Genomic DNA, 21,928 nt, shown 5'->3' on the forward strand with positions numbered 1-21,928 from the left:
GACCTCGACCCGAACGATCCCGCGGCGAAGTGGACGGAGACCCAGCGCCGGGTGATCGAGGGCGTGCAGACCCGCGATGAGGTCGTGGACCACGTGCCCTTGCGGGAGAAGCTCGACGAGCTCGAGTGGCCCCTGTCGTTCGTGGACTTAGAGTTCGACCCGACGATGGCGATCCCGCGGCATCCTGGAATGCGCCCCTATGATCGCGTGCCGTTCCAGTGGGCGCTGGCGATCGAGGAAGAGTGTGGTGGGGGGGCTGGGGGAGGAGCGCTCCTTCCTGGAGCTCACGACAGCAGGTCCGAGTCGAGCGTTCGCAGAGTCCCTGCTGGACGCCCTGCCACCGACCGGTCACCTGGTCGCGCACCACCAGGACGCGGAGACGACGGTGCTGAAGCAGATCGCGAGGCGTCTGGGCGGAGACGTCACGGAGCGCCTGCTGGCGCTGATCCCACGCTTCGTCGACACCGAGAAGATCGCAAGGGCGGGCTACTACCACCCGGACCAGATGTCCTCCTACTCGATCAAAAAGCTGGCACCCGCCCTGACGGGCCGAGGCTACGAAGGCCTCGCCATCGGAAACGGAATGCTGGCGGTGGCGGAGTGGCGCCGAGCGCTGCGCCCCGACGTGAGCCCTGAAGTGAACCCGAAGGAACGGGAGGAGATCCGAGCGAACCTGCTGGAGTACTGCGGCCTGGACGCGGAGCTGATGCACAGCATCGTCACGCACTTGCGTATCAGGACAGCCTAAGCGGACGCTGCTCGCACCACTCGGGGAACAGCTCCCAAGGATCCCTCCAAGGGGGCCCGACGCCACCGTGGCGTTACAGGTCCGGTCCGCAAACCGCTGAATTCCCACGAGTGGGACTCTCCCCCTCATGAAGACGGCGACGCTTTCCGCCTTTCAAAGCCCGAGAGATCGGACTGAGGTCGTCGCCGGCCTTCCACGATCCGGATCTTCGAGCACTCCGTTGCGGGTTCTCGTAGCTCGGGGTAGCTTCGAAGAGATGAGCAACCCATCTTCTTCGGAGGTCGCGAATGCAATCGCCACGTGCCTTCGTGACCCGGATGGCTGGCGCCATCAACAAGGGCACAGTGAGCTGCTTGAAGAGTCGGTCAGGCAGATCGTTTTCAATCGAGGTGCTCTCGTCCCCGTTGGTCCGCTGATCACTGCGAGCCTTGTGCAAGTCGCGGCGATTCACACAGCAGAAACGTCGGTTGCCGAGGTCCTTCAGGCTTGGCGGGGCGCGGTAGGGGATTCCTGTGAATCCTATGCGCGTGAGCCGGAAGGCTGGAAGCAAGACGAGGTGCGTGAATTCGAAGCCTCCGTTGCGGCCTCCTTCGGAGTCGACGACGAGATGGTCCACGAACTCATCAGGTCCTTCCATGGCATGCGCGAGGGATCCCGCCTGGGAGCCTTGATGATGCTCGAGGAGTCGCCTTCGTTCCGCTGGCTATCCAAGGAGATCGACGCTTTCGATCGCGAGGTCGAACTAGAGGCGCCCCCCACAGCATTGCGCAGATTGCTCCGTCTCCTCTATTCTGCCCCTGAAGGTGATGGAGCTTCCTAGCGAACTCGATCTGGCCCTTGCGGATGCAGTGAACTCGGGGTGCCAAGACCTTCGCAGGTCGATGCCGCGAGAGATCTTGGCGGCAAGATCGCGCGTCGCCGCGAGACGCTTCATGCATCGGCATCCTCGCGCAGGATTGTACCTCCTCGATGGAGGACCTCGACATGCGCAGGTGTGGGGTCATGAACGTGAAACGAGCGGAGGTGCGCTGGCCAACAATCAGCGGTCGCATCGCCTCAAGACACCGGACTTCGACAGCCAGCTCGAGCTGGACGATCGAGCGGAATCCCACCTCGAGGTAGTCGCGGGCCGATTCCTGTCACGGGAGTACCGGGCATTCGAGCGCACAGTTCGTCGCGTGCTTGACCAATGCGACGAGCGGGGAATCGGGAGCGCAGTCTGGACCTGGGTCGCTCTCTATGGAGCCAACACTCGCCGGATGGATCTGGAGTTCCACGCGTACTCCATGATTGCGAAGAGCCGCTTCGAGCCAGTCCGGATCGCTGGTCTTCTCAACGGCGCCCTGCGTTCCCATATTCTTCGCCGGGACTCGGGAGCCGCGGAGCCTTTCGTAGCGGCACTTGGGGAGGAGAGTCCGTCAGCGATAATGCGTGTTTCCAGGGTCGTTCGCGAGATGAACGTCCGGCGGTATGGAGAATCCCGGGTCGGTGCCGCGGAGCGGGAACTTCAACGGACAGCTTCTCGGCGAAACCTTCCCGATGGGTTATGGTCTGCTGGAAGATGAAGATCGTGTCCTCAGGAACGGCCCGCTCGATCAGTGCGGCCTCTCAATTCTGTGTGGCGCTCCTTGCGCTACACTTGTCTGCCAACGGAGAAGCGCGAGGCTCGGCCTTCATCCGGGACCCATCGTGGCGGTCTTCCGCGACCGCCTTCGACAGAAGCGGCGGAGTCGGGAGTTCACCACCTATCAGGGCGAATACAGCCGGTGACAGGGACCCTCGCTTGCAGGGCAGCGGCGGCGGCGGCCCCGCAGGCGGCTGACCCCCACCCTGATTCGAATTAGGGTCCAGAACCAAGATGTGGTCATGATCACTCAGAGAAGTCGACTCGTCGTGCTCGCCGGTGCAGCTCTGATGGCAGCGGGAGTCATGCTCGTCCCCTGGGATGGAGGGAACGCTGGTGAAACCGACGGGGAAGGCGGCCCTGGCAACGCAACTTCAATTTCCGGCCATGCGGATGCCGTTTCTTCCACGAACGCGTCATTTCGCGCGATGGTTGAAGTTCGGGACCAAGGGGCACGGCGCACCGAAGCTTCTGTTCTTCTCGAGGATTTCCCGCTGGCAGCCGAGGGCTCGCAGAGCGCCTTCACAACAGGAAGTTCCGAGGCGATCGTCGATGACGAAGCACCGCTCCTCCGCGAAGTGACTTTCGTCACGCTCCCCGCCGAGCCGGATTTCGAGGACGCCTCGATTCTGATCCATCGAACGTCGACGGGTGAGCAGCTTGAGCAGCTGGATTGGACTGGAGCTACGTCCAGGGCGAGTGTTCCCATGCTCGATGTTTCTGCCTGTTTGCTGCTGCGAGGAGCCGGGTACGGGCGTTCGACACCGATTCCGGATGAAGTGAATCCATGCGAGGTGACGCTTGCTTGGCCAGAGCTCTGCAGCGTCAGGCTCCAAATCGTTGATGACAAGACCTGGGACCCGGTCGTCGGTGCAAGCATTCGACTCGACCAGCGAAGGGATGCTTCGGTGACCGTAGTGGCAGCCAACGTCGCCGGGGAGACGGACGTGAACGGGCAATTCCTCGCCTCGACCGTCGCGCGAGGGAGTTGGCTCTTGACCGTCGAACTGGACGGCTACGAGACGCGGACTCGTGAGCTCGAGCTAAACGCAGAAGCTGGGCAAGAGCAGGACTGGGGGAGGACGAGCTTGACTCGATTTCGTCCCCTTCCCGTTCAGCTCGTCGGCGCTCCTGCTGAGGAGACGTTTGAGGGCTACACCACGGAGCTCAACTACACGGACAACCCTTTCCCGATTGACCAAACGGGTCTCGGAGTGATCCAGGTGGGCTGGTATTCCGGGCCACTCGAGGTGATCGTCAAGTACCCGGATGGCAGGCATAAGGTTTGCACCGTACACGACGTCGAGCCCGGGACAGGGGATGTGGTTCACGTGGCGGTCCAAGGAGAGTCGGCCCTGGAGATCGAGCTGGTCTACTCGGAGGCGGCGCGAGAAGAGATTGGCGACTCCAAATGCTGGCTACGGATTGCGAGCAAGGGCAAAGGCAGCGACCGCTTCTCTTCGGGGAGAGCCGTCTACGGCGAGGGAACTTACTTTTTCCCCGACGTCATCGCTTCCGAGGCAGAGATCTCGTTCGCCACCACGTTCGGCGAATGGCCCGTGGAGTGGGCGTCTACCGTCACGGACCTGAAAGAAGGTGAGACCACCCTTGTCGCTCTTCAGGTCATAGAATCCCCGCGACCCGTCCAGTTCATCACAACGGCTGGAAGTCCGCTGGCAGACTTCAGCTTCCGCCTCACACGCGTCGGGGATCGCACGGGCTTCAGCGTCGGAAACCTGACCGATGAACAGGGCAGGACCGAGCTCATGTCTGAATTGAGTTCCGGGTTCTTGCTGACCGGTGCTGATATGGACGGCAACAACTACGCGCTCGACGTCCCGTTTTCGTTCGATCTCGATGCGGACGACGTGCCATCGTCGGTCGTTGGATCCTTCAAGGACTTCTTCCTCGATGTCGCGGTCGATGGGTCCGCAGAACCAGGCGTGAAGTTCGACTTTCACGGAAGCGTCATTGGTAGCTTCTTCACGAACCGCACCTCGGACGACCTTGGGCGGGTTGGACCCTGCCGATTCATAGACAGGAGCCAGATCCGAGTCCACCTTCATTCAGAGGACCACTGGTGGGACCTGCCGCACCTCGACCTTCAGCCGGGGCGGAACGTAGTGCTGCTGAGCAGCCGCGGTACCGTCTCCGCCTCTTCCCGCGACAAGCTTGGAAGTCTCACTTCTCAAGAGCGGGGCGTAGCAGTGAAGCAGTGGGTCCAAAGTGGAAAGGTCGCCTACGAGGAGAATGAACCAGGAAAGTGGAGCTGCCGGGTGCCAGTTGGCCTCTACTCCCTGGAGACTGGGGCTGCGGAACCGATGGTCATCCGCGTGAGCGCCGATCAGCCCGCCAAGCTTTGAGATGTCATTGCAGCCGCTGGCGTTGCGATACGGCAGATGTGGCTGTCGAAAATCTTGGCGTAAGTCCGTAGTGCGAAGAGCTGAATCGCGGGTGCTAAAGTCACCGGCGAAGGCTGGAACCGGGCGAAAGCGAGGCCTCCGCCCTGCTCAGAGTAGTTCGCCTGGGTTCTCGCCTGCGTCTCCGGTAGGTTCGACGTGTTCCCGCATTGGCTCGCCAAGCTCGGAGGCGTTGGACGATCCCCGGCAACAGCGAGTCCTTTTTCAACGCGTTGATGGAGACTTACCTGTGAACCTCATGCCCTCGATTCGCCCGATCTGCTGCCTCGTGATCCTGACGCTACTTCCGAGCGCCGCCGGTAGCTCCCATGGAAGCCAGACCTTGCCTCCCTTGGCGTTGACGATGTATGGCGGTAGCGGGACCGGCATTCCGCCGATCCGGAAGCCGCACCGGCGGCCGATCCGAGGCGGAGATGACTCTCGGCCATCCAAAGTGGATTCTCTCGCCGCGTTTGGGGGAGGGGCTACGGGCATTCCGCCTGAAGGCGCTCAGACCGCAGGTGGCACTCGGAGAAAGAGTGTTGACGCGGCCGGGAGACAGCGATGACGCGACCACTCTTCAGCCTCGGCGCGCTGGCAGTCTTGGTCCTTTGCGTCGGTGCCTTCCTCCAATGGAACGGCGGCGAGCACGGAGCGAGACCGAGGACATCGGCCGTGGCAGGGTCTGTCTTTGCGGCGGCGGCACACGTCGGCGATAGCGAGGCACAAGAAGAGATTCGTACGATCGCCGTGACAGGTAGTTCCCGGGCGTTCATGCTGCCGAGTCCAGGGTTGAACCAGCCGGCTCAGGAAGTCCTCGCCCCAGGTGCTCGCGACTCTGTCACCGCGTCGAGTGGCCTGGAAGCGGGCAGGCCCGAAGCGCGTACCGCCGTGGCTTTCAGATTGAAGAATGCGCTCGGAGCCGGCAGTTCACGTGGGGCTCAGCCGGTACTCAAGCTTGCCCGGTCCGATGGCGCGCGCGGTTCGACCTCGGAGCACCCGTGTGGCGGCGATGGGGCAGAGTTGTTGCTGCTGCCGGGGGACTACAGGGCGGCAATTCAGGAGCCTGGTGCTGAGACGATCGGACCGATCGAGACCTTCACCGTCGAGTCGGAGCCGCTCGTCGTCACGCTTGGACGACCGTTCCCGTTTGGCCTCGATCTACGACTGGTCGACCTGAATTCACACGATCCCATCCCGTTCGCAGCACTCCAACTGAATCGAGTGGATCTCCCAAAAGAATGGGACTCGCGGTCCATGGAGAGCATGACGGACACGGATGGCTTCACCGAAGTGACCGGGCTTTCGCCTGGCCAGTGGCGCTTTCGCCTCGAGCACGACGGCCATGTCACGCTCGATGAAGAGCTGTGGTTACCGCTCGATGAGGCCGAGGAAGCCCTCCTCCGCCGCGAAGGTGTCCTCCATCTCGGCGACGTCCACATGAACCCCATCACGCCGATCCAGTTTCAGCTCATTGGCACGGACGCCTGGGACGACCTGTCCGGCTTTCGGATCGCGCACACGCACCAAGGCACCCCCGTCTCGTTCGACTCTGAGGGACATGCGACCTTGCCAGTCGGAGACTACACGAGGCCCATCTATCTCAAGCTGTGGTATCCGGATGACAGGCGCGCGGTCTTCTACCTGAACAACGGTGTTCCTGGGCCCGAAGACGTTCAGCTCATCACGGTGGGAGGCAAGCAGACGCTCGAGGTCGACCTTCGATTCGCCGACGACGTGCTCGAGCAGCTCGCCGACAAGAACTGTGCGGTGCGAGTGGCTTTTCGTACCGAGGCCGGCGAGGACAAGTTCGTGAGTCGCGACATCCCCTCTGAACCAGGCGTCTTCGAATTCACCTCCGTGCAGAGCCCTGTCGCGATGCTGAATTTCGTGACCTGGGAGGAGGGGCAACTGCCCGTTGATTGGGCCACGCGCATGGTGGAGATGGAGCCTGAGGGGAGGACCAGCGCGACGCTCGTCGTCGAACGGGGGCCGCGGACGCTGCGGTTCGAGGATCGAGAAGGGGAGCCGATCGCTGGCGTCACGTACCGCATGTACCAGAACCCCAACCGCACAACCTGGGTCATTGGCGGCACCAGTGATGAGAGTGGCGAGGTGGAGGTTCCGAGGAGGTATGACCAGAAGTTGTGTTCCAGGATGACCTGATCAGGTTGCGACGTACCCTTGGTGTCAAGCACTACCACGACACCCAAGCCCCACAGCGGGGAGGATACGCCACATGACCGAGAGTACACCGGTTCACCAACTTCATCCAGCAACCATCACCCAAGACGCCCTGACCAACCTCATCCGAGGGGCGGCGCAGGCGATCCTCGCGGAGGCCATTTCAGCTGAGGCCCAGGAGCACATCGATCGGTTCCGCACGGTGGTCGACGAGAAGGGCAACCGACGGGTGGTTCTCAACGGCTACCTCCCCGAGCGCGAGATCCAGACGGGGGCAGGCGTGCTACCGATCCGACAGCCGAGAGTCCGGGTCAAGGACGCTGGGCCCGATGATGGAGAGCTCAAGTTCCAGAGCAAGCTGGTCCCGCGCTACCTGCGGAAGGCCAAGAACATCGAGGACCTGATCCCCTGGCTCTACCTCCGCGGCATCTCGACCAACGACATGACCGACGTGCTGGCAGGCCTCCTCGGCGTCGACCCTGTCGGATTCTCAGCCTCCTCAGTGGTCCGTTGCAAGAAGGTCTGGGAGGACGAGTTCAGCGCATGGGAGAAGCGCTCCCTGAAGGGCAAGCGATACGTCTACGTCTGGGCCGATGGCGTTTACTTCAATGTGCGTCTAACCGGCGAAAGGGCCTGCATTCTGGTACTTATTGGGGCAACGCCCGATGGGCGCAAGGAGGTGATTGCAATCCACGACGGGACGCGTGAGAGCGAGCAATCGTGGACCGAGATGCTGGTGGACCTGAAGGCTCGAGGCCTGGACGAAGCGCCGATGCTGGCCATCGGTGACGGAGCACTTGGCTTCTGGAAAGCGGTCAGCAAGATCTGGCCAGCGACGCGCCATCAACGCTGCTGGACTCACAAGATGGCGAACATCCTGAACAAGCTCCCGAAGTCGGCGCACGCGACGGCCAAGAGCCTGCTGCAAGCGATCTGGATGGCGGAGACCGAGGAACTCGCCCTCAAGGCGTTCGATGCCTTCATCGCGACCTACAGCGCGAAGTACCCCAAGGCGGTCGAATGCCTCGTCAAGGACAAGGAGGAGATGCTCGCCTTCTTTGACTTCCCGGCGGAGCACTGGAGGCACCTGCGCACCAGCAACCCGATCGAGTCGACATTCGCGACAGTCCGACAGAGGACCAGCCGCACGAAGGGCAGCGGCTCGCGCATGGCGACCCTGTCCATGGTCTTCAAGCTCACAATGTGCGCCCAGGCCAAGTGGCGTCGACTCAACGGACACGAACAACTGGGGGCCCTCATCTTGGGCGTTCAGTTCAAGGACGGACTCGTCCAAGGCCCCAAGGAGATCAGCGTCCCAGCCTGACCAAGAATTCTTGGAACACAACTCTTGGCAATACCTCGGTTCCGAGTTTGGATGCCTCCGCGGGGCTGGTGACGGCTCGGACTCCCGGGGACACCCACATCGCGTTCGACGTTCCCGTCGACCTGAGCCAGGGCAACCCCGATCCACACCTGGTGATGGGGGACAGCACGTCGACCTTCATCGAGGTGAGCTGCGGGGGTGAAGTGCTGGAGGGAGTCTGGTTCACCTACTTCCTCGCCAAGTCCAAGGTCTATCACATTGCGCATCGATCCGACCAGAGTGGCCGGACACGGGCTTTCCATCTCCATCCCGACAGTCAGGTCGAGGTGAAGGTCGATGACGACAGCCTCTGGGCGCCGGTGCGACAGGTTGTGCTGCAGCCGGGGCGCAACGGGTTCAAGGTCTGGAAGATGGGGGAGATTCAGGTCCCCAACCCGGCGGTTCTTGCGTCCCTGTATTCAGTGGAGTTCGGTGTGGATCTGGCGAGCTGGATGGCGGAGGGGCGCGTGAAGAGCTCCCCGATGATCGGCGGCGGCGCGTCGATTCGCGTGCCCGCGGGGCAGTACCTCCGGCAGCTCAGCGAGGAGGCCTCGGTTGATCTGGAGGTGACACCAGGGGCTGCTGTGGATCTCCGATGACCCGGTGCGGCTCGGGAAGCTGGGGACGTCGAGGGAAGGACCGCTCCCCACGACCTGCCGTTGGGATATCTTGGCCGCCCCTTGAGCCCCTCCCGAACGACCAAGCGCTTCTCCCATCACCTCCGCCCCCTCGTCGACGCCGCCTCGCGCAAGCGGGGTGAGGAGTACTTCGAATCGGACCTGGTTTCCGAACTCGAAATCGACGAGACGAGTGTCGCGGCCTACGCCCACGGAACCTGGCGCTACGAGGTCGAGGTCGACCTCGGGGACAAGCTGTATGGCGGCCAGTGCGACTGCCCGGCGTTCGAGGATCGCGGCCCCTGCAAGCATATGTGGGCGGTGGCGCTCGCGGCCGACGCCGAGGAGCTGGACTTCAAGGTGCCCAAAGCTCGGGCCGGGACGACGGGTGCCGGGCGCAAGGAGTCCCAGATGGAGGAGCTGGAACGCATCCTGCGCAAGTACGACCTGCTGTACAGCGACGATGACGAAAACGAAGACGACGACGAGGATGAAGGCGGGAACGAGCCGCGGCCGCCTGTCGTGGACCCGAACGACTGGGAGGGGCGGCTGACCTGGATCAGGCGCGAAGCTCCGCCAGAGGTGCCGGGCGTCTGGCGGCGCGCTCTACTCGAGGCCAAGAGAGTCGAGTACGTGTTCGATCTGGCGCAATCGAAGCGGGAGGGCGTTCCCGTCGTGCAGGCCTACGTTCGCACCCGCAAGAAGAACGGCGAGTTCGGGGTACGAAGTGAGTTGAAGCTCGCGTCCGCGGCGCGAAGCGAGGACTTCGGCGGCAAAGACCGCCAGATTCTCATGCTCCTCGCGCCCCACGCGACCGAGGTGCCTTCCGGGCCGCGTGGGGGAGACGGTCGTTTCGACGGTCACACAGGCAAGGAGAGCCATGAAGCGACGCTGCCTCCGCACCTGGCAACGGAGCTGATGGCGCGCATGTCGCGGACCGGTCGGCTCCTCCTCAGTGGGGAAGGGGTCCCGAGGGATGCGGTCGCGCTCCTGTGGGACGAGGGCGAGCCCTGGGCGTTCCGCTTGAAGCTCGAGCCCGGAAAGGTCGGGCGCAAACACGTGGTCACGCTCGCTGGCGATCTCGTTCGGGGCGAGGAAACGATGGCACTCCAGGCGGCCCACGGGCTTTTCGGCGCGGGGTTCCTCCTGTACGGAAGCACGTTGGCGAGGTTCGACGCGAAAGGAGCGATGCAGTGGGTCGTGGACCTCTGGCGAAACGGTCCCCTTGTCGTGCCGAAGAAAGAAGAAGCGCGACTCGTCGAGAACCTCGTCGTCACCGGGTTTGGCGCGTGGGAACGGGAGGATGACGAGGCGGAGCCACCGGAAGGGCTGGACGGAGTCGACCAGGCGGACCCACGCGGGGCACGCGTCGCGCTGGAGATAGGGACGAAGCCGGAGCACTATCGCGACATGCTCCCCTGCACCCTGCGGATCGTGTACGGCGGGCCGACGACGGGTGGACATGTCGCGGTAGATCCCATCGACGGCGCGGGCCTTGTGGCTCGCGCGGACGGCAAGGGCTGGATCAGGCGCGATCAGGACTTCGAGGTCGCGGCCCTGAGCACCCTCCATCGGATGGGAACCATGGCGCCTTCGGGCACCTGGGTGGCCTGGCATGCCCAGGTTCGTCTGCAAGACGTGCCGAAGGTGGTGGAGAAGGCGCTGGTGGCTGGCTGGGAAGTTCGGGCCGAGGGCGTGCTCTATCGAACGGGCGGAGTGTTTCAGGGTTCGGTGAGTTCGGGAGTTGACTGGTTCGATCTGAACGCCGGGCTCGGCTACGGCCAGGAAGTGGCGCCCCTGCCTGCGATCCTCGAAGCGGCGCGCAAGGGGCGGCGCTACGTGAGGCTAGGGGACGGGTCGTTCGGCGTGCTGCCGGAGAACTGGCTCAAGAGCTGGGGGCTGCTGGAGCTCGCGGGGAAGGCCAAGGGCGACAGTCTGCGCTTCCAGTCGAACCAGGGCTGGATCCTCGACGCGCTGCTGACGGGACGGGAAGGAGTCAGCGGGGACGCCGGGTTCACGGGCTACCGCGAGCGGCTCGATCGCTTCGAAGGCGTCGAACCGGAGGACGAGCCGGCATCGTTCCGGGGCGAGTTGCGGCCCTATCAGAGGCTCGCGCTGGGCTGGTTCCGGTTCCTGCGCGATCTCGGGCTCGGTGGCTGCCTGGCGGACGACATGGGGCTCGGTAAAACCGTGCAGGTGCTGGCGCTGCTAGAGGAGCGGAGGCTCGGGCAGGCGGAACTCGAGGGTGGCGCGCGGCCGACGCTGGTGGTCGCGCCGAACTCGCTGGTGTTCAACTGGGTCGCGGAGGCGGCGCGATTTTCACCGGAGCTGCGGGTGCTCGACTACACGGGGATGGATCGTTTGTCGCGCGCAGGTGACCTCGAGGATCCCGCGGAGGCTGCGCGCTGGGACCTCATCGTCACCACGTATGGAACGCTGCGGAGGGACGCGGTGAAGCTGGAAGCGGTCGCGTTCGACTACGTGGTGCTGGACGAGGCGACCGCGATCAAGAACGCATCGAGTCAGGCCGCGAAGGCGGCGCGGCTCATGCGTGGGCGGCATCGGCTGGCGCTGTCGGGGACGCCGATCGAGAATCACCTGGGCGAACTCTGGTCACTCTTCGAATTCCTGAATCCAGGGATGCTGGGGGCGTCGACGGCGTTCCAGCGCTTCGCCAAGGCGGGGCGGAGTCCTGAGGATCTGGAGGCGCTGTCCCGGGCGCTGGCACCGTTCTTCCTGAGGCGGACGAAGGGCGAGGTGCTGAAGGATCTGCCGGAGAAGACCGAGCAGGTGGTGATGTGCGAGCTGGGGAAGGCGGAGCGCAAGCGCTACGACGAGGTGCGCGCGCACTTCCGGGCCGAGCTGCTGGGGGGCGGGGGTGCGGCCGAGCCCCTACCCGGCGAGAAGAAAATCCAGGTGCTGGAGGCGCTGCTGCGGCTTCGTCAGTGCGCGTGCCATCCGGCGCTGATGGATGAGTCCTTGATCGGGGAGTCGTCGGCGAAGCTGGACGAGCTGCTGCCGCGGCTTCAGGAGCTGGCGGAGGAGGGGCACAAGGTGCTGGTCTTCTCACAGTTCACGTCGTTCCTCAAGGTACTGCGCGCGCGACTCGACGCGCTGGGGCTCACCCATGAGTACCTCGACGGGAGCACGCGGAAGCGCGGCGAAAAGGTCGAGCGTTTCCAGACGGACGACGCGTGCCAGCTCTTCCTGATCAGCATCAAGGCGGGTGGGCACGGGTTGAACCTGACCGCGGCGGACTACGTGTTCATCATGGACCCGTGGTGGAACCCGGCGGTGGAAGCGCAGGCGGTGGACCGGGCCCACCGCATGGGCCAGGTGAAGCCGGTGTTCGCGTACCGGTTGATCGCGAAGGACACGGTGGAGGAGAAGGTGCTGGAGCTGCAGAAGGACAAGCGAGAGCTGGCGGCCGCGGTGATCGGAGAGGGGGCGGGGGTGCTGAGGGATCTGACGCGGGGAGACCTGGAGCGGTTGTTGTCGTAGGAACCAGGGCGAGCAAGGGCCAAGAGCTCTCGCGATGCCACCACTTTGCCCGACAGAGGGAAGATCCGGAGATCCAAAACTTCTATGACGCATCGAACGTGTGGACCCATCAGGGAATTTGCAGCACCTGGCCCGGGTGCAGAGTCCCTTCCCAAGTCGATCCGTCCGATCGAACCATCCTGTACAAGCCGCTCGGTACGCGATACGTCGCCGTAGCTCCGCCGACCTTCTCAACCAAGCCTCGCGCGACCCAGGACTGGACACTTTGATTCTCTGCCACGTGGTAGACGTCTGCTGGTTCGCTCAGAATCAGTCGCCCCGTTTCGTAGACCCGCAACGAATTTTCGCCAGAGCGCACCTCTGCGACTCCATCGACCATCCAGAGATCAGGAGAGGCCAATCTGATTCGTGCAGTCGATTCGTTCACGACTCGAATTGGTGAGGTTTGCCCATCTTCTTCAGTCCGAAGGACCAAGAACGTCTGGTCCGAATGTGCACCGAAGAGTTCGAACTCGACGCCGGGCAAGGGCCTCCCCTCAGTTGTCGCCCTGATCCGCGTCGGGGGCATGACGTCTAGCCGAAGAATCTGTGGCCCTTCGCTTGGCTCCCAGGTGATTGTCCTGTCAACAGCCACCGTTTGGCGGTCCTTGGAAATGACTCGCATCGAAAGCTCGAGATTTGGCGGGAGAACGGCGAAGAGCTCGCCCGCATCATCTGCCGTGACCCCAAAGGCCCAAGAAGTCGATCCGTGCCGCTCTCGCAGCTCCAGATGGGCCCCTGCCAGCGGCGAGCCGTTGCCGTCGACGATCTTCAGGCGGGTCGGCAGCGCATCGACGGCCAAGACGCAACTCAAATGCTTCCCTTCCTCGAGTCGAATTCTCTCGATAGCAAGGCCTGACTCCTCTCCATCAAGTGACGCAACGAACTGAACCATCGCGCCAGTGCCGGCCAAACCGGGAACTGAGTAGACACCCGGCTCATTTGCAGCGACCGCCAACATGGTGGAATCACCGCGCGCGGTGCGAAAAGTGACGCGAAGCGTCGCCTCCGCCAAGTCGATTCGATTGAGAACCTCTTCGGGAATTCTGAGGTCGACGTCCAAGGTGACGTCCTTGGCAACATCGATGATCCAAGGCTCGCCGTCCGGCGGCATGCCGCCATCCAAGTAGGCAATTGCCTCCTGATCGTCGCCAGGGAACCACATTTTCAGATAGAGAGGTTCGGAGAACCAGCCGAGTTCCAGCTGGGCGAGTCCATCAGGGCCGAAGTAGGCTCGGTTTCCCTGATGCGTATGGGCGATGGAAAAACCAGCGGCTCCTCCCCAGTCTTCATGTCCCTTCAGCTGAACGGAAAACGGCGTCAGTCGAGTCATCGAGAGTGTCCCCAAGTCGGCTCTACCGCTAGCTTCTACTTGGCCGAAAAATGGGCCGGGAAGAGAAAGCGTGAACTCCTGCGACTCGAAACCAGGAAGCGAGGCTAAGAAATTGTACTCACCAAACTGAAACCCATCGATCTGTCCGAAGCCAGCTTCGTCGGTCTTGACCTCGTAACGGCTCGCTTCCCCTGCGGAGTCACTCAAGAAGGGCTCTGACAAGTCCACCCTTCTGGCATCCAACGAAACTCCGGACAAGCGCTCTCCGTCCGAGCCATCGATCGCCGTGAATGACATCTGGAACGTGCCGGGTGCAGCAAGTTGGACATGCACATCGGATGAGACAACGTCGAACCAACGAGCTTCACCATACGCTCCTGCCGCATCGACGAACGCCGCCACCCAGCGTCCAGGCGTGACAAGTATTACGGCTGCGACGTTCCCATCATCGGGGCATGGAACTGAATGGCCTTCGTCCCAACCTTGAGCCCAGCACACGACAGCGCCTGCACTTGGGGCACTTACGCCGAGGATAGAGAAATGGGCTTTGAAGCGACCCGACGTTGCGTCCGGTCCTCCGATGAGCGTCCCGGGAGACTTGGACGCAACTTCGCCTTGAGCGAAACTCAAGTCTTCCCGGCCGGGTCGTGCAGCCGCCGAGGACTCGAGGCCGATCGATTGTGACGGCATTACTGCAAGCGCATGCGTTCGATCGGCAAGCGAGGGCTCGCAAGTGACCATCTCGATGGTGTTTGCGTCGGAACGGCCAACGCCCATCGGCGGAGACTTGTCTTGGTGCAGCAAGAATCCGACGGAGCCACACAGAATGAACACGGCCAGGAACAGTCGCTTCATCGCCTAACCTGCTGATCCAGAGCCAGATCCCGATCCGCCGGGAGAACCGCCGAATCCTCTCGCGGGTTGCTGAGAGTTGGTCCGGCTCCCGGTTGCCCCGACGCCGAACCGGTTCACCGCTGGGGAACTCGGCTCTAGAGACGCGCAAGGCGCCACATTCTCTGCCACCACGCTCGGAGCGAACAGCAGGAGCAGTAAGCCAGCGAAAAGACGCTTCTTCAAATCAGGCATTAGGCCGAAGGGGCTTGATCCAGGAATAATGAAGCAGCTGAGCTAGTGCCCTCTCTATGCACTCGCCATCGCCGCGTTCCAAGCGTATGGTAGCAACTTGCCTGATCATGCGATGGCCAGTTTCCACGCCAAGGGCCATCAGTGCCACATAGAAGTGGCTAGCAGCGGAGAGATCGTCCCGCTCGGCTGCCGCGATGGACGCGGCCGCGAAGGCTATTCGCCGATATGAGTCAATCCGGCAGTCGTGCATCGACAGGTAGTGTGATCGAGCAGTCTCCCAATCCCCTCGCATCCGAGCGGCCATCGCTGCCGTCAAGGCGAGTAAGGCCCCTTCGGCCTGAATCCCAAACAGACGGAGTCCTTTGCAAGCTGTCGATTCGGCCTCATCGCGTTGCCCCAGCGAGAACAGTGATGCCGACGACAGCACGAACGCTCTAGGCGACATCTCCAAGGCGCAGAATGCGCGTGCGATCGTACCGACGGCGCGTTCAACCTCATGGACGCGCTCCATGGGGACCGTGCTCACTCGCACTCCTTCTCGAACCTCTGAGCGTCTCTGGCCAACATCTATATATCTGATCGCAGCGGAAGGATGCGAGTCAACGAGCTCGCAGAGCGAGCGAAGCAGACGTCCAGAGGCCTCCTCTCTGGCCCCGAGCGCCGCGACTTTCTCTATTGAGTGCGTGAAGTCGTTGAGTCCGATCGATGCAGAACGCAGTGGAGACTCACAGTAGGGCGGAGTCATAGCTCAGCGATCGTGGCGCGTAGAAGTTCGCGAAGCGATCGCGTAGGGTCCTCGAACGGCGTGCTATCCGGCGCAGCGCTGATCTGTCTCGACACGAAAACAAATGAGGGCGATCGCTCGATGGCCAGCATTACTCCTACGCGTTTCGCCTCTGCCATATCGCTGAAATTCCGGAGAAGGTTCGGGACGGCCGTTTCGTCGAGTCCAAAGACCCGGCTACATCCTCCCACGAACTCATCACAGTCTACGTCCAAAGCACCAACAGGATCGTTCAGGAACTCCTGAATCACAACGCTCAGTGATGCCTTCCAGTCTTCGAAGGCGACCTCGTCGGAGACAGCGATCTCACAGGCCTGCAAGTGATCCCGCAACGCCCTTGATGCAACGACATCTGGCGGAGCCAGTGCCCTCATGTCAAAGAGCGCAGCTTCAGCTGAGGCAATCAGGGCGTCGGCTGGACCGCGGAGGACGTCCTCGGCCAAGGCGGCGCGAAGTGCTGTCGCGACGGCAGTGCTAGGCTTGAGTTCCATGCCCCCGTCTTATCACGAATTCCTCTGCCCCGCCAGATGACTGACCAATCTGATCTGAAGAACACCTCCGTAGCGACGCTGATGCAGGGGTTGCAAGTATAGGTCGCCGTCCTCCCGGACAGACGCTATGGAGACTCAGCGATTCGTACAACGGACCCTTGTGCCGTGGCTCGTCAAGGCAAGCACCTTTGCAGACAAGGATCGCCGTAGCGAGAATGCCAGCCTTGGCCACCGCGTCCAGAGGGCCAGCAAGAGCCGGCTGCCGCGGTGAGCGGCAAGCGGGTGAGAGCCCTGAGGGATCTGAGGCGAGGAGATCTGAAGCCGGTGCTGTCCTCCATTCGCGATGAGAACCAAGTCCGTTTCTCGAAGTACTGAACGCCATCGCGGCGTTGGTGCAACCGGAGACCGGAACCCATTTCCTGCTGCGATCCGGGCGCATCTGCTTCCCGGCCTCCGTTCGACGTCGCGAGAACCCGGCGGTACCGCTACCGTTGGCAGCATCACCTACTTCGGAACGCCAACCCAAGGAACCACATGCTCGAGACGATGCTGATCCTCGCTCTCTCCCTCTTCGCAACGGCGCCGACCAGCGGCATCACATCGCAGAACTCCAGAATCAATCCAACGACGAGCGGCATGATTCCACCGATCGGGATGAGAAGCGTCCCCGATCGCCCGGCATCCCGTCCCGAGCCAGGTGAGGGTGCTCTCGCCTGCGGCGGAGTGATCGGCGACCCGACCTCTCGGCCCAGCGGCAAGGGATCCGTCGTCCAAGGGGCGCGAAAGTTGCCCTCGCCCGCCTCTCGAGCGAAGAATCGCTCAAGGAAGGGCGAGGTGGTGAGCAGGGATCTGAGAGGGGCGACCGAGCCAGTTCGAGATCGAAGCGTCGAATTGGAAGCCAGGGAATGCTCCGGGGCTTCACGGCAGCTGGCAGGTGGTGTAGTTGGCGACCCGAACTCGAGACCAAAGATCATCAGACACTCCAATCCGCCGGGCGGTGCAGGTACCGGCGAAGAGCGCCAGGTGACCGTCGAAGCGGGGGGCGTCCTGGACGTCTGATCTCGACCCAACCAGCGGGGGTAAACAGGACTTGGCCGATGACCCCTTGCCGGGCATAGGGGTGATCGGGATCATGGGCGGGCGCTCCGTTCGGGCGCGATGGTTTTCGCGGTGCTCCCAGCCAGCTCATGACGTCAGATCCTTCCCTCCGCGGCATCGGGCGCGCCATCAGTCAGCTTCATCTCAAGGTCTCTCGGATCGCCGACAGGCTGGAAGAAGGGGATGGTGGCGGTGACTTCGAGGGTGGCCATGGGGGTGGGCCGGCAGAGGCTGTCGAGGGCTGGCTCGGGCTCATCGACGCGGTGGACGCTGCGTTGACGCGGCGTGGGCGGCTTGGGGCGGTCAGGAGACGGTTCTGGCAGCGGAGTGACCGGGGTGGATCCGGGAGCGCGGCGGAAGACGAGGTCTGGCGCGGGCTTCAGATGGCGGCTGCCGACGCCCACGATCGCGTGGGGAGGATGGGCATCGAGGTCGTTCCTGAAACGGGCACGTTCGATCCGCGTTGGCACCGGGCCATCGAAACCGCGGCTGCGCCCGATCCGTCGCTGAAGGGCACCATCGCGAAGACTCACCAGCGGGGCTGGGTGCGGCGGGCCACGACGGCCGGCGGCGCGCCTGTCGTCCTGCGCACCGCACTCGTCACCGTCTACCAGGGATGAACGTCCCACTCCTACCATGAGCGACTCGGACAAGATTTACGGGATCGATCTGGGGACCACTTGCTCCGCGATCGGGGCCATCGTCGAGGGGCGGCCGCGGCTGTTCGAGATCGAGGGGTCGAGGCTGGTTCCGTCCGTGGTGACGTTTGGCGAAGAGGGCGTGCTGGTCGGGCAGACGGCGCAGAACCAGCGGCTGCTCGCCCCCGAACGGACCCTCGCGTCCACGAAGCGGCGGATCGGCACCGGGCACGTTTTTGACGTGGATGGGCGCGAGGTGACTCCGAAGGAGGCCGCGACCGAGATCCTTCGGTTTCTGGCCGATGAAGTCGAACGACAGAGCGGCGAGCGGCCGCGGCGGGTCGTCGTGACGGTGCCCGCATGGTTTCCCCAGGACGCACGGAGCGAGACCCGGAACGCCGCGGAGGCCGCGGGGCTGGAAGTGGTGAGGCTCGTGAACGAGCCGACCGCGGCCGCGCTGATGCACAGCTTCGAGGATTCGACCGAGCGGCTTTCGCTGGTTTACGACTTCGGGGGCGGGACGTTCGACGCGAGCCTCGTCCAATGCAGCGGCGAACTGGTGGAGGTGAAAGCCTCGAATGGCGACGTGCACCTGGGCGGGGACGACCTCGACGGAGCGCTCGTGATGGGGCTCCTGCAGGACCTGCGGGAAGAGGATCCTGGGTTTGCGGCTGCGATTCAAAAGAGCCCGGGCGCGCGGCAACGGTTCCTGGCGGCGGTGCGCGACGCGAAGCACGAGCTGTCGAATTCGCTCGAGGCGACGGTGCGCGCGCCGTTCCTGCTGGACCTCGATGGAACGCCGAAGCACCTGGAGCTTCCGCTGGACCGGAGGGTGCTGGAGGAGGCTCTGGAGCCGCTCCTGGAGCGCACGTTCGAGTGCGTCGACCGCGTGCTGGCGGAAGGCGGCGTCGAGGCGCGCGACGTGGACGAGGTGCTGCTCGTGGGGGGCACGAGCCGGATCCCGGCCGTTCAAGAGGCGCTGCAGAAGCGGTATGGCTGGGAAGGGGACGCCAGCGTGCCCGCGCAGGAAGCGGTCGCGCTCGGCGCCACGCTGCAGGCGGGCATCATCGAAGGCGGGCCGATCCAGTCGATCCTGCTCGACGTGGCCGTGTACCCGCTGGCGATCGCGGCCGTCGAGCCATCGATGTCCGCGGGCAGCCCGGACCACTTCGTGTCCTCGATCATCACGCCCCGGAACGCTCCGCTCCCGAGCCGGCATACCCAGCGCTTCCACACGACCCACCCCACGCAGCGGGAGCTCCGGATTCCCGTGCTGCAGGGCGGCGATCCGAATCCGCTCCGGAACACGCCGCTCGGAGTCGTGGTGATCAACGATCTACCGCCCGCGCCCGGCGGAAAGCTCCAACGACCGATTGCCGTCGAGTTCCGGCACGACCTGTCGGGGCTCGTGTCCATTCGGGTGACCGACGAGATCTCCGGTCGCTCCGTCGACGGCCAGGTGGTGGTCGGTGGCGCCGAGTCCGAAGAGGCGCGAGCGGACCTCTGGGTCGCGATCAAGGAGGAAAACATGGTCCCCGGTGACGGGACCGATCCGGATCCTTACCTGAAGCAGGACGTGGACTGGCGCGCGACCGCCGACGACCTCGAACGCTGGGAGGACGAGGGCGATGTGCCGTCGACGACCACGGTGAGCGGTGACGGCGCGCCCCTGACGGAGGATCTGCGGGAGGCCAAGGACTCGTTCGAACAGTTCCTGAAGCACGAGAAGAAGGTGGCAAGGGAGTTTCCCGACGCGGCGGCCGAGCTGGCGAAGACCGCCGGCGCGGGGCTCGTGGCGGTCAAGGGCGGAGATCGCGAGACCGCGCTGCAGCACTACGACGAACTCTCGGACCGCATGTTCGCCCTCGGGATCTACCTCTGATTCCCGATGACCTCGAGATCGCACAACGAGCTGTGGCAGCAGTGGCGCGCGGCCGAATCGGCCCTCGCGCAGAGCACGGGCCAGGCCGGGATCGAGGCCGGTGAGGCGCTGCTGCCAGAGCGGCTGCGCTGGTACTTTCGCGCCGTCGCGCTGACTCTCGCGGGCGAGGGCGATGCGCTGAAGAAACATGCCCCCAAGGCGCCCAATGTGGCGGCACGCGCGCTGGCGGAGCTTGCGCCCCAGAAGCCAGGGATGATTTCAGCGACGGATTTTCGGGCGAAACTGAAGCTCCTCGGCGTCGAGAACGCGCCTCTCCCGGCCCTGGATTTCCTGCGGCTCTGGATGGCTGCCAAGAACAGCGACCGACGCACGCGGCCGAAGAAGGTGGTGGAGGCGGCCGTCCGGAGGCCCTTGCTCGACGCGGCGCTCACGACGCTGACGGGCACGTTGCTCCATCTGGACCGGCGAGAGGCGCTGGAAGAACGCTCGATGCACGCGGCCTTGGCCTGGAAGGCCGAGACGCTGCGCCGGGAGGGAGCGATGGGGATCGCCAGCTTGCTGGCCGAGGAGTTCCGTCGCGCAGGCGCAGAGTTCCGGTCGTGGCAGGCCGCGGACTGGGTGGACCTTGACGTTCCGGAGAAGGTGGCGCCGCCGGTCCAACGCCGCGCTCGCAGGCAATTCGGCAAGGCGATGCTGGATCAATTCCTTGTGTCGCCAGCGACGGGCGTGTGGACCTCGGACATGACGTACGAGGTTTCCAGGCGCGGCGCGTCCCTTACCGAAGCGGAGCGCGAACAGCTTGCAGGACGTCTCCTGGAAGCCACGTACCTGGCACTTCACGGAGGACGCCTGGGGAGCGCGCGCGGGGCGGTGCAAAGCGCCGAGGACCTGCTGCGTGACCGTTTATCGCGACCGAAGGAGAGGACGCTCGGGGGTCAGTTCAAGAGGCTCCAGGCCGTGCTCTCCGTCCTGCTAGGCGACCCCGACAAGGACAGCCTTGGCTACCTCTGGACGCGCACGGCGGCGATGACGCTGAGGGAGCGGATCGCCTTGGCCACCCGGCTCGCCCCGCAGGCCGCCGAGGGCCTTTACGAAGGTCCGGGGCTTGGGAGCCTCCTGGCCCACGCTCTGCTCGGCGACGCCCCGGCCGAGAGCAAGAAGTTCTGGCTGGCCGAGATCGGGGCAGAGCTCTCGTTCGCCCAGTGCGAGAAGGCGCTCAAGGAGGTGGGGGACCGCTGGCTCGCGGAAGGCGGCGACGCGACGGTGCTGGCGCTCTGGCGAGGGTGGATGTTCGCGACGATCGGTCCGCCGGCGAGTGGGCTCCAGGAATGCTTGCAGCTCCTGGAACGCGGCGATTCGAAGGAGCTGGCAGAGCCGCTCGGCGTCGCCTTGACCCAGTCGGTGCGGTTCGGTGGCGGCAACCGGCAGTTCCAGAGGCAGCTGCAGCGGACGCTCGAAGCGCTCGGGAAGAAGTGGCAGACCGGCGCCAGGGTCGACCTGCAGCTTCTCTACCTCGCGCTCATGACGGCCAGCAATACCTCGGGCAAGACCGTCGACGCAGTCACCCTGGCGATGCTTGTGGAGACGGCGAAGGCCGAGGCGTCCGCGCTCGATGGGAGCGGCGGATCCGTGCTACACGAGCGGCTTCGGCTCGCGATGCTCCTCGGTGACGCACCGCTCGCCGCCGGCGCGTTCAGGGCCCTCGGGCGCTGGATCCGCAAGGCCGGCGCGGGGGAGGCCATCATCGCGGCGCTCACGATCGTCGCAGAGTGCGTGATGTACAGCGATCCCGACGCAGGCTGGTTCGTGAACCACGCCCCGGCGCGCGCCCGGTGGAGCGCGTTGCCCATGGAGGATTGGAGCACGTCCCTGACGGCGTTCCTGGATCGACAACCCGCGGAGACCGTGGGCAAGGTGGCCATCCAGCTGATGCTCGGAGGGACGGTGACGGGCGAGGCGCTGCTCACCTGGCTCCAATCCTATTCCGAACTCGAGTGGTCCCCGGCGTGGGAGAGCCTCCGCGAGATGGTGGAGGGTGGCGACGAGGAGGACGATCTGGACGGACTGCTGCAGGGAATCGACCCTCTGCAGATCGAGGTGATTCTCGAGTCGATGATGCGTGGCAACCGGAGGCGCTGAGG

General features: G+C 64.1%; 12 protein-coding genes. 10 read left to right on the top strand and 2 right to left on the bottom strand.

Features of this window, described 5'->3' with window-relative positions; genetic code table 11:
- The first annotated feature begins 199 nt into the window (after positions 1-199).
- The 7 genes from Poly30_RS13960 to Poly30_RS13990 all read left to right on the top strand — a co-directional run bounded on the left by Poly30_RS13960 (position 200) and on the right by Poly30_RS13990 (position 12,436).
- Entirely contained in the window at positions 200-748 is a 549-nt protein-coding gene (locus Poly30_RS13960; protein WP_145198277.1) for a DUF2779 domain-containing protein, read from the top strand.
- Between the two features lie 256 nt (positions 749-1,004).
- Entirely contained in the window at positions 1,005-1,568 is a 564-nt protein-coding gene (locus Poly30_RS13965; RefSeq protein WP_145198279.1) for a hypothetical protein, read from the top strand.
- A gap of 1,598 nt (positions 1,569-3,166) precedes the next feature.
- The gene (locus Poly30_RS13970; RefSeq protein ID WP_419190172.1) at positions 3,167-4,735 is read left to right on the top strand and encodes a carboxypeptidase-like regulatory domain-containing protein; all 1,569 of its coding nucleotides are present in this window, start codon (positions 3,167-3,169) and stop codon (positions 4,733-4,735) included.
- A 1,302-nt stretch (positions 4,736-6,037) separates the two neighbouring features.
- A complete protein-coding gene (locus Poly30_RS13975) occupies positions 6,038-6,937 on the top strand; it encodes a hypothetical protein (RefSeq protein ID WP_145198283.1) in 900 nt (299 codons plus the stop codon).
- Between the two features lie 73 nt (positions 6,938-7,010).
- A complete protein-coding gene (locus Poly30_RS13980; RefSeq protein WP_145198285.1) occupies positions 7,011-8,279 on the top strand; it encodes an IS256 family transposase in 1,269 nt (422 codons plus the stop codon).
- A 68-nt stretch (positions 8,280-8,347) separates the two neighbouring features.
- Complete coding sequence (locus Poly30_RS13985) at positions 8,348-8,917, top strand: hypothetical protein (protein ID WP_145198287.1); 570 nt, start codon at positions 8,348-8,350, stop codon at positions 8,915-8,917.
- 81 nt (positions 8,918-8,998) lie between these two features.
- Positions 8,999-12,436: a DEAD/DEAH box helicase gene (locus Poly30_RS13990; protein ID WP_145198289.1), complete on the top strand. Its 3,438-nt coding sequence runs from the start codon at positions 8,999-9,001 to the stop codon at positions 12,434-12,436.
- A gap of 109 nt (positions 12,437-12,545) precedes the next feature.
- Here Poly30_RS13990 and Poly30_RS13995 read toward each other — a convergent pair whose 3' ends face one another.
- Both Poly30_RS13995 and Poly30_RS14000 read right to left on the bottom strand, forming a co-directional pair.
- The gene (locus Poly30_RS13995) at positions 12,546-14,663 is read right to left on the bottom strand and encodes an MSCRAMM family protein (RefSeq protein ID WP_145198290.1); all 2,118 of its coding nucleotides are present in this window, start codon (positions 14,661-14,663) and stop codon (positions 12,546-12,548) included.
- 972 nt (positions 14,664-15,635) lie between these two features.
- Positions 15,636-16,169 (bottom strand): hypothetical protein, encoded by a 534-nt coding sequence (locus Poly30_RS14000; RefSeq protein ID WP_145198291.1) that lies wholly within the window; start codon positions 16,167-16,169, stop codon positions 15,636-15,638.
- A gap of 1,187 nt (positions 16,170-17,356) precedes the next feature.
- On the opposite strand from Poly30_RS14000, the gene grpE reads away from it, so the two are divergent.
- Genes grpE through Poly30_RS14015 form a run of 3 tightly spaced genes read left to right on the top strand, consistent with a single transcriptional unit; the run spans position 17,357 to position 21,926 of the window.
- The gene (gene grpE / locus Poly30_RS14005) at positions 17,357-17,887 is read left to right on the top strand and encodes a nucleotide exchange factor GrpE (protein WP_145198293.1); all 531 of its coding nucleotides are present in this window, start codon (positions 17,357-17,359) and stop codon (positions 17,885-17,887) included.
- 16 nt (positions 17,888-17,903) lie between these two features.
- On the top strand, positions 17,904-19,787 hold the full coding sequence (locus Poly30_RS14010) for an Hsp70 family protein (protein ID WP_145198295.1): 1,884 nt from the start codon (positions 17,904-17,906) through the stop codon (positions 19,785-19,787).
- Between the two features lie 6 nt (positions 19,788-19,793).
- Positions 19,794-21,926, top strand: a complete 2,133-nt coding sequence (locus Poly30_RS14015) for a hypothetical protein (RefSeq protein WP_145198297.1) — start codon at positions 19,794-19,796, stop codon at positions 21,924-21,926.
- The last annotated feature ends 2 nt before the right edge of the window (positions 21,927-21,928 follow it).

Source organism: Saltatorellus ferox (genome assembly GCA_007751475.1).
GTDB lineage: Bacteria > Planctomycetota > UBA1135 > UBA1135.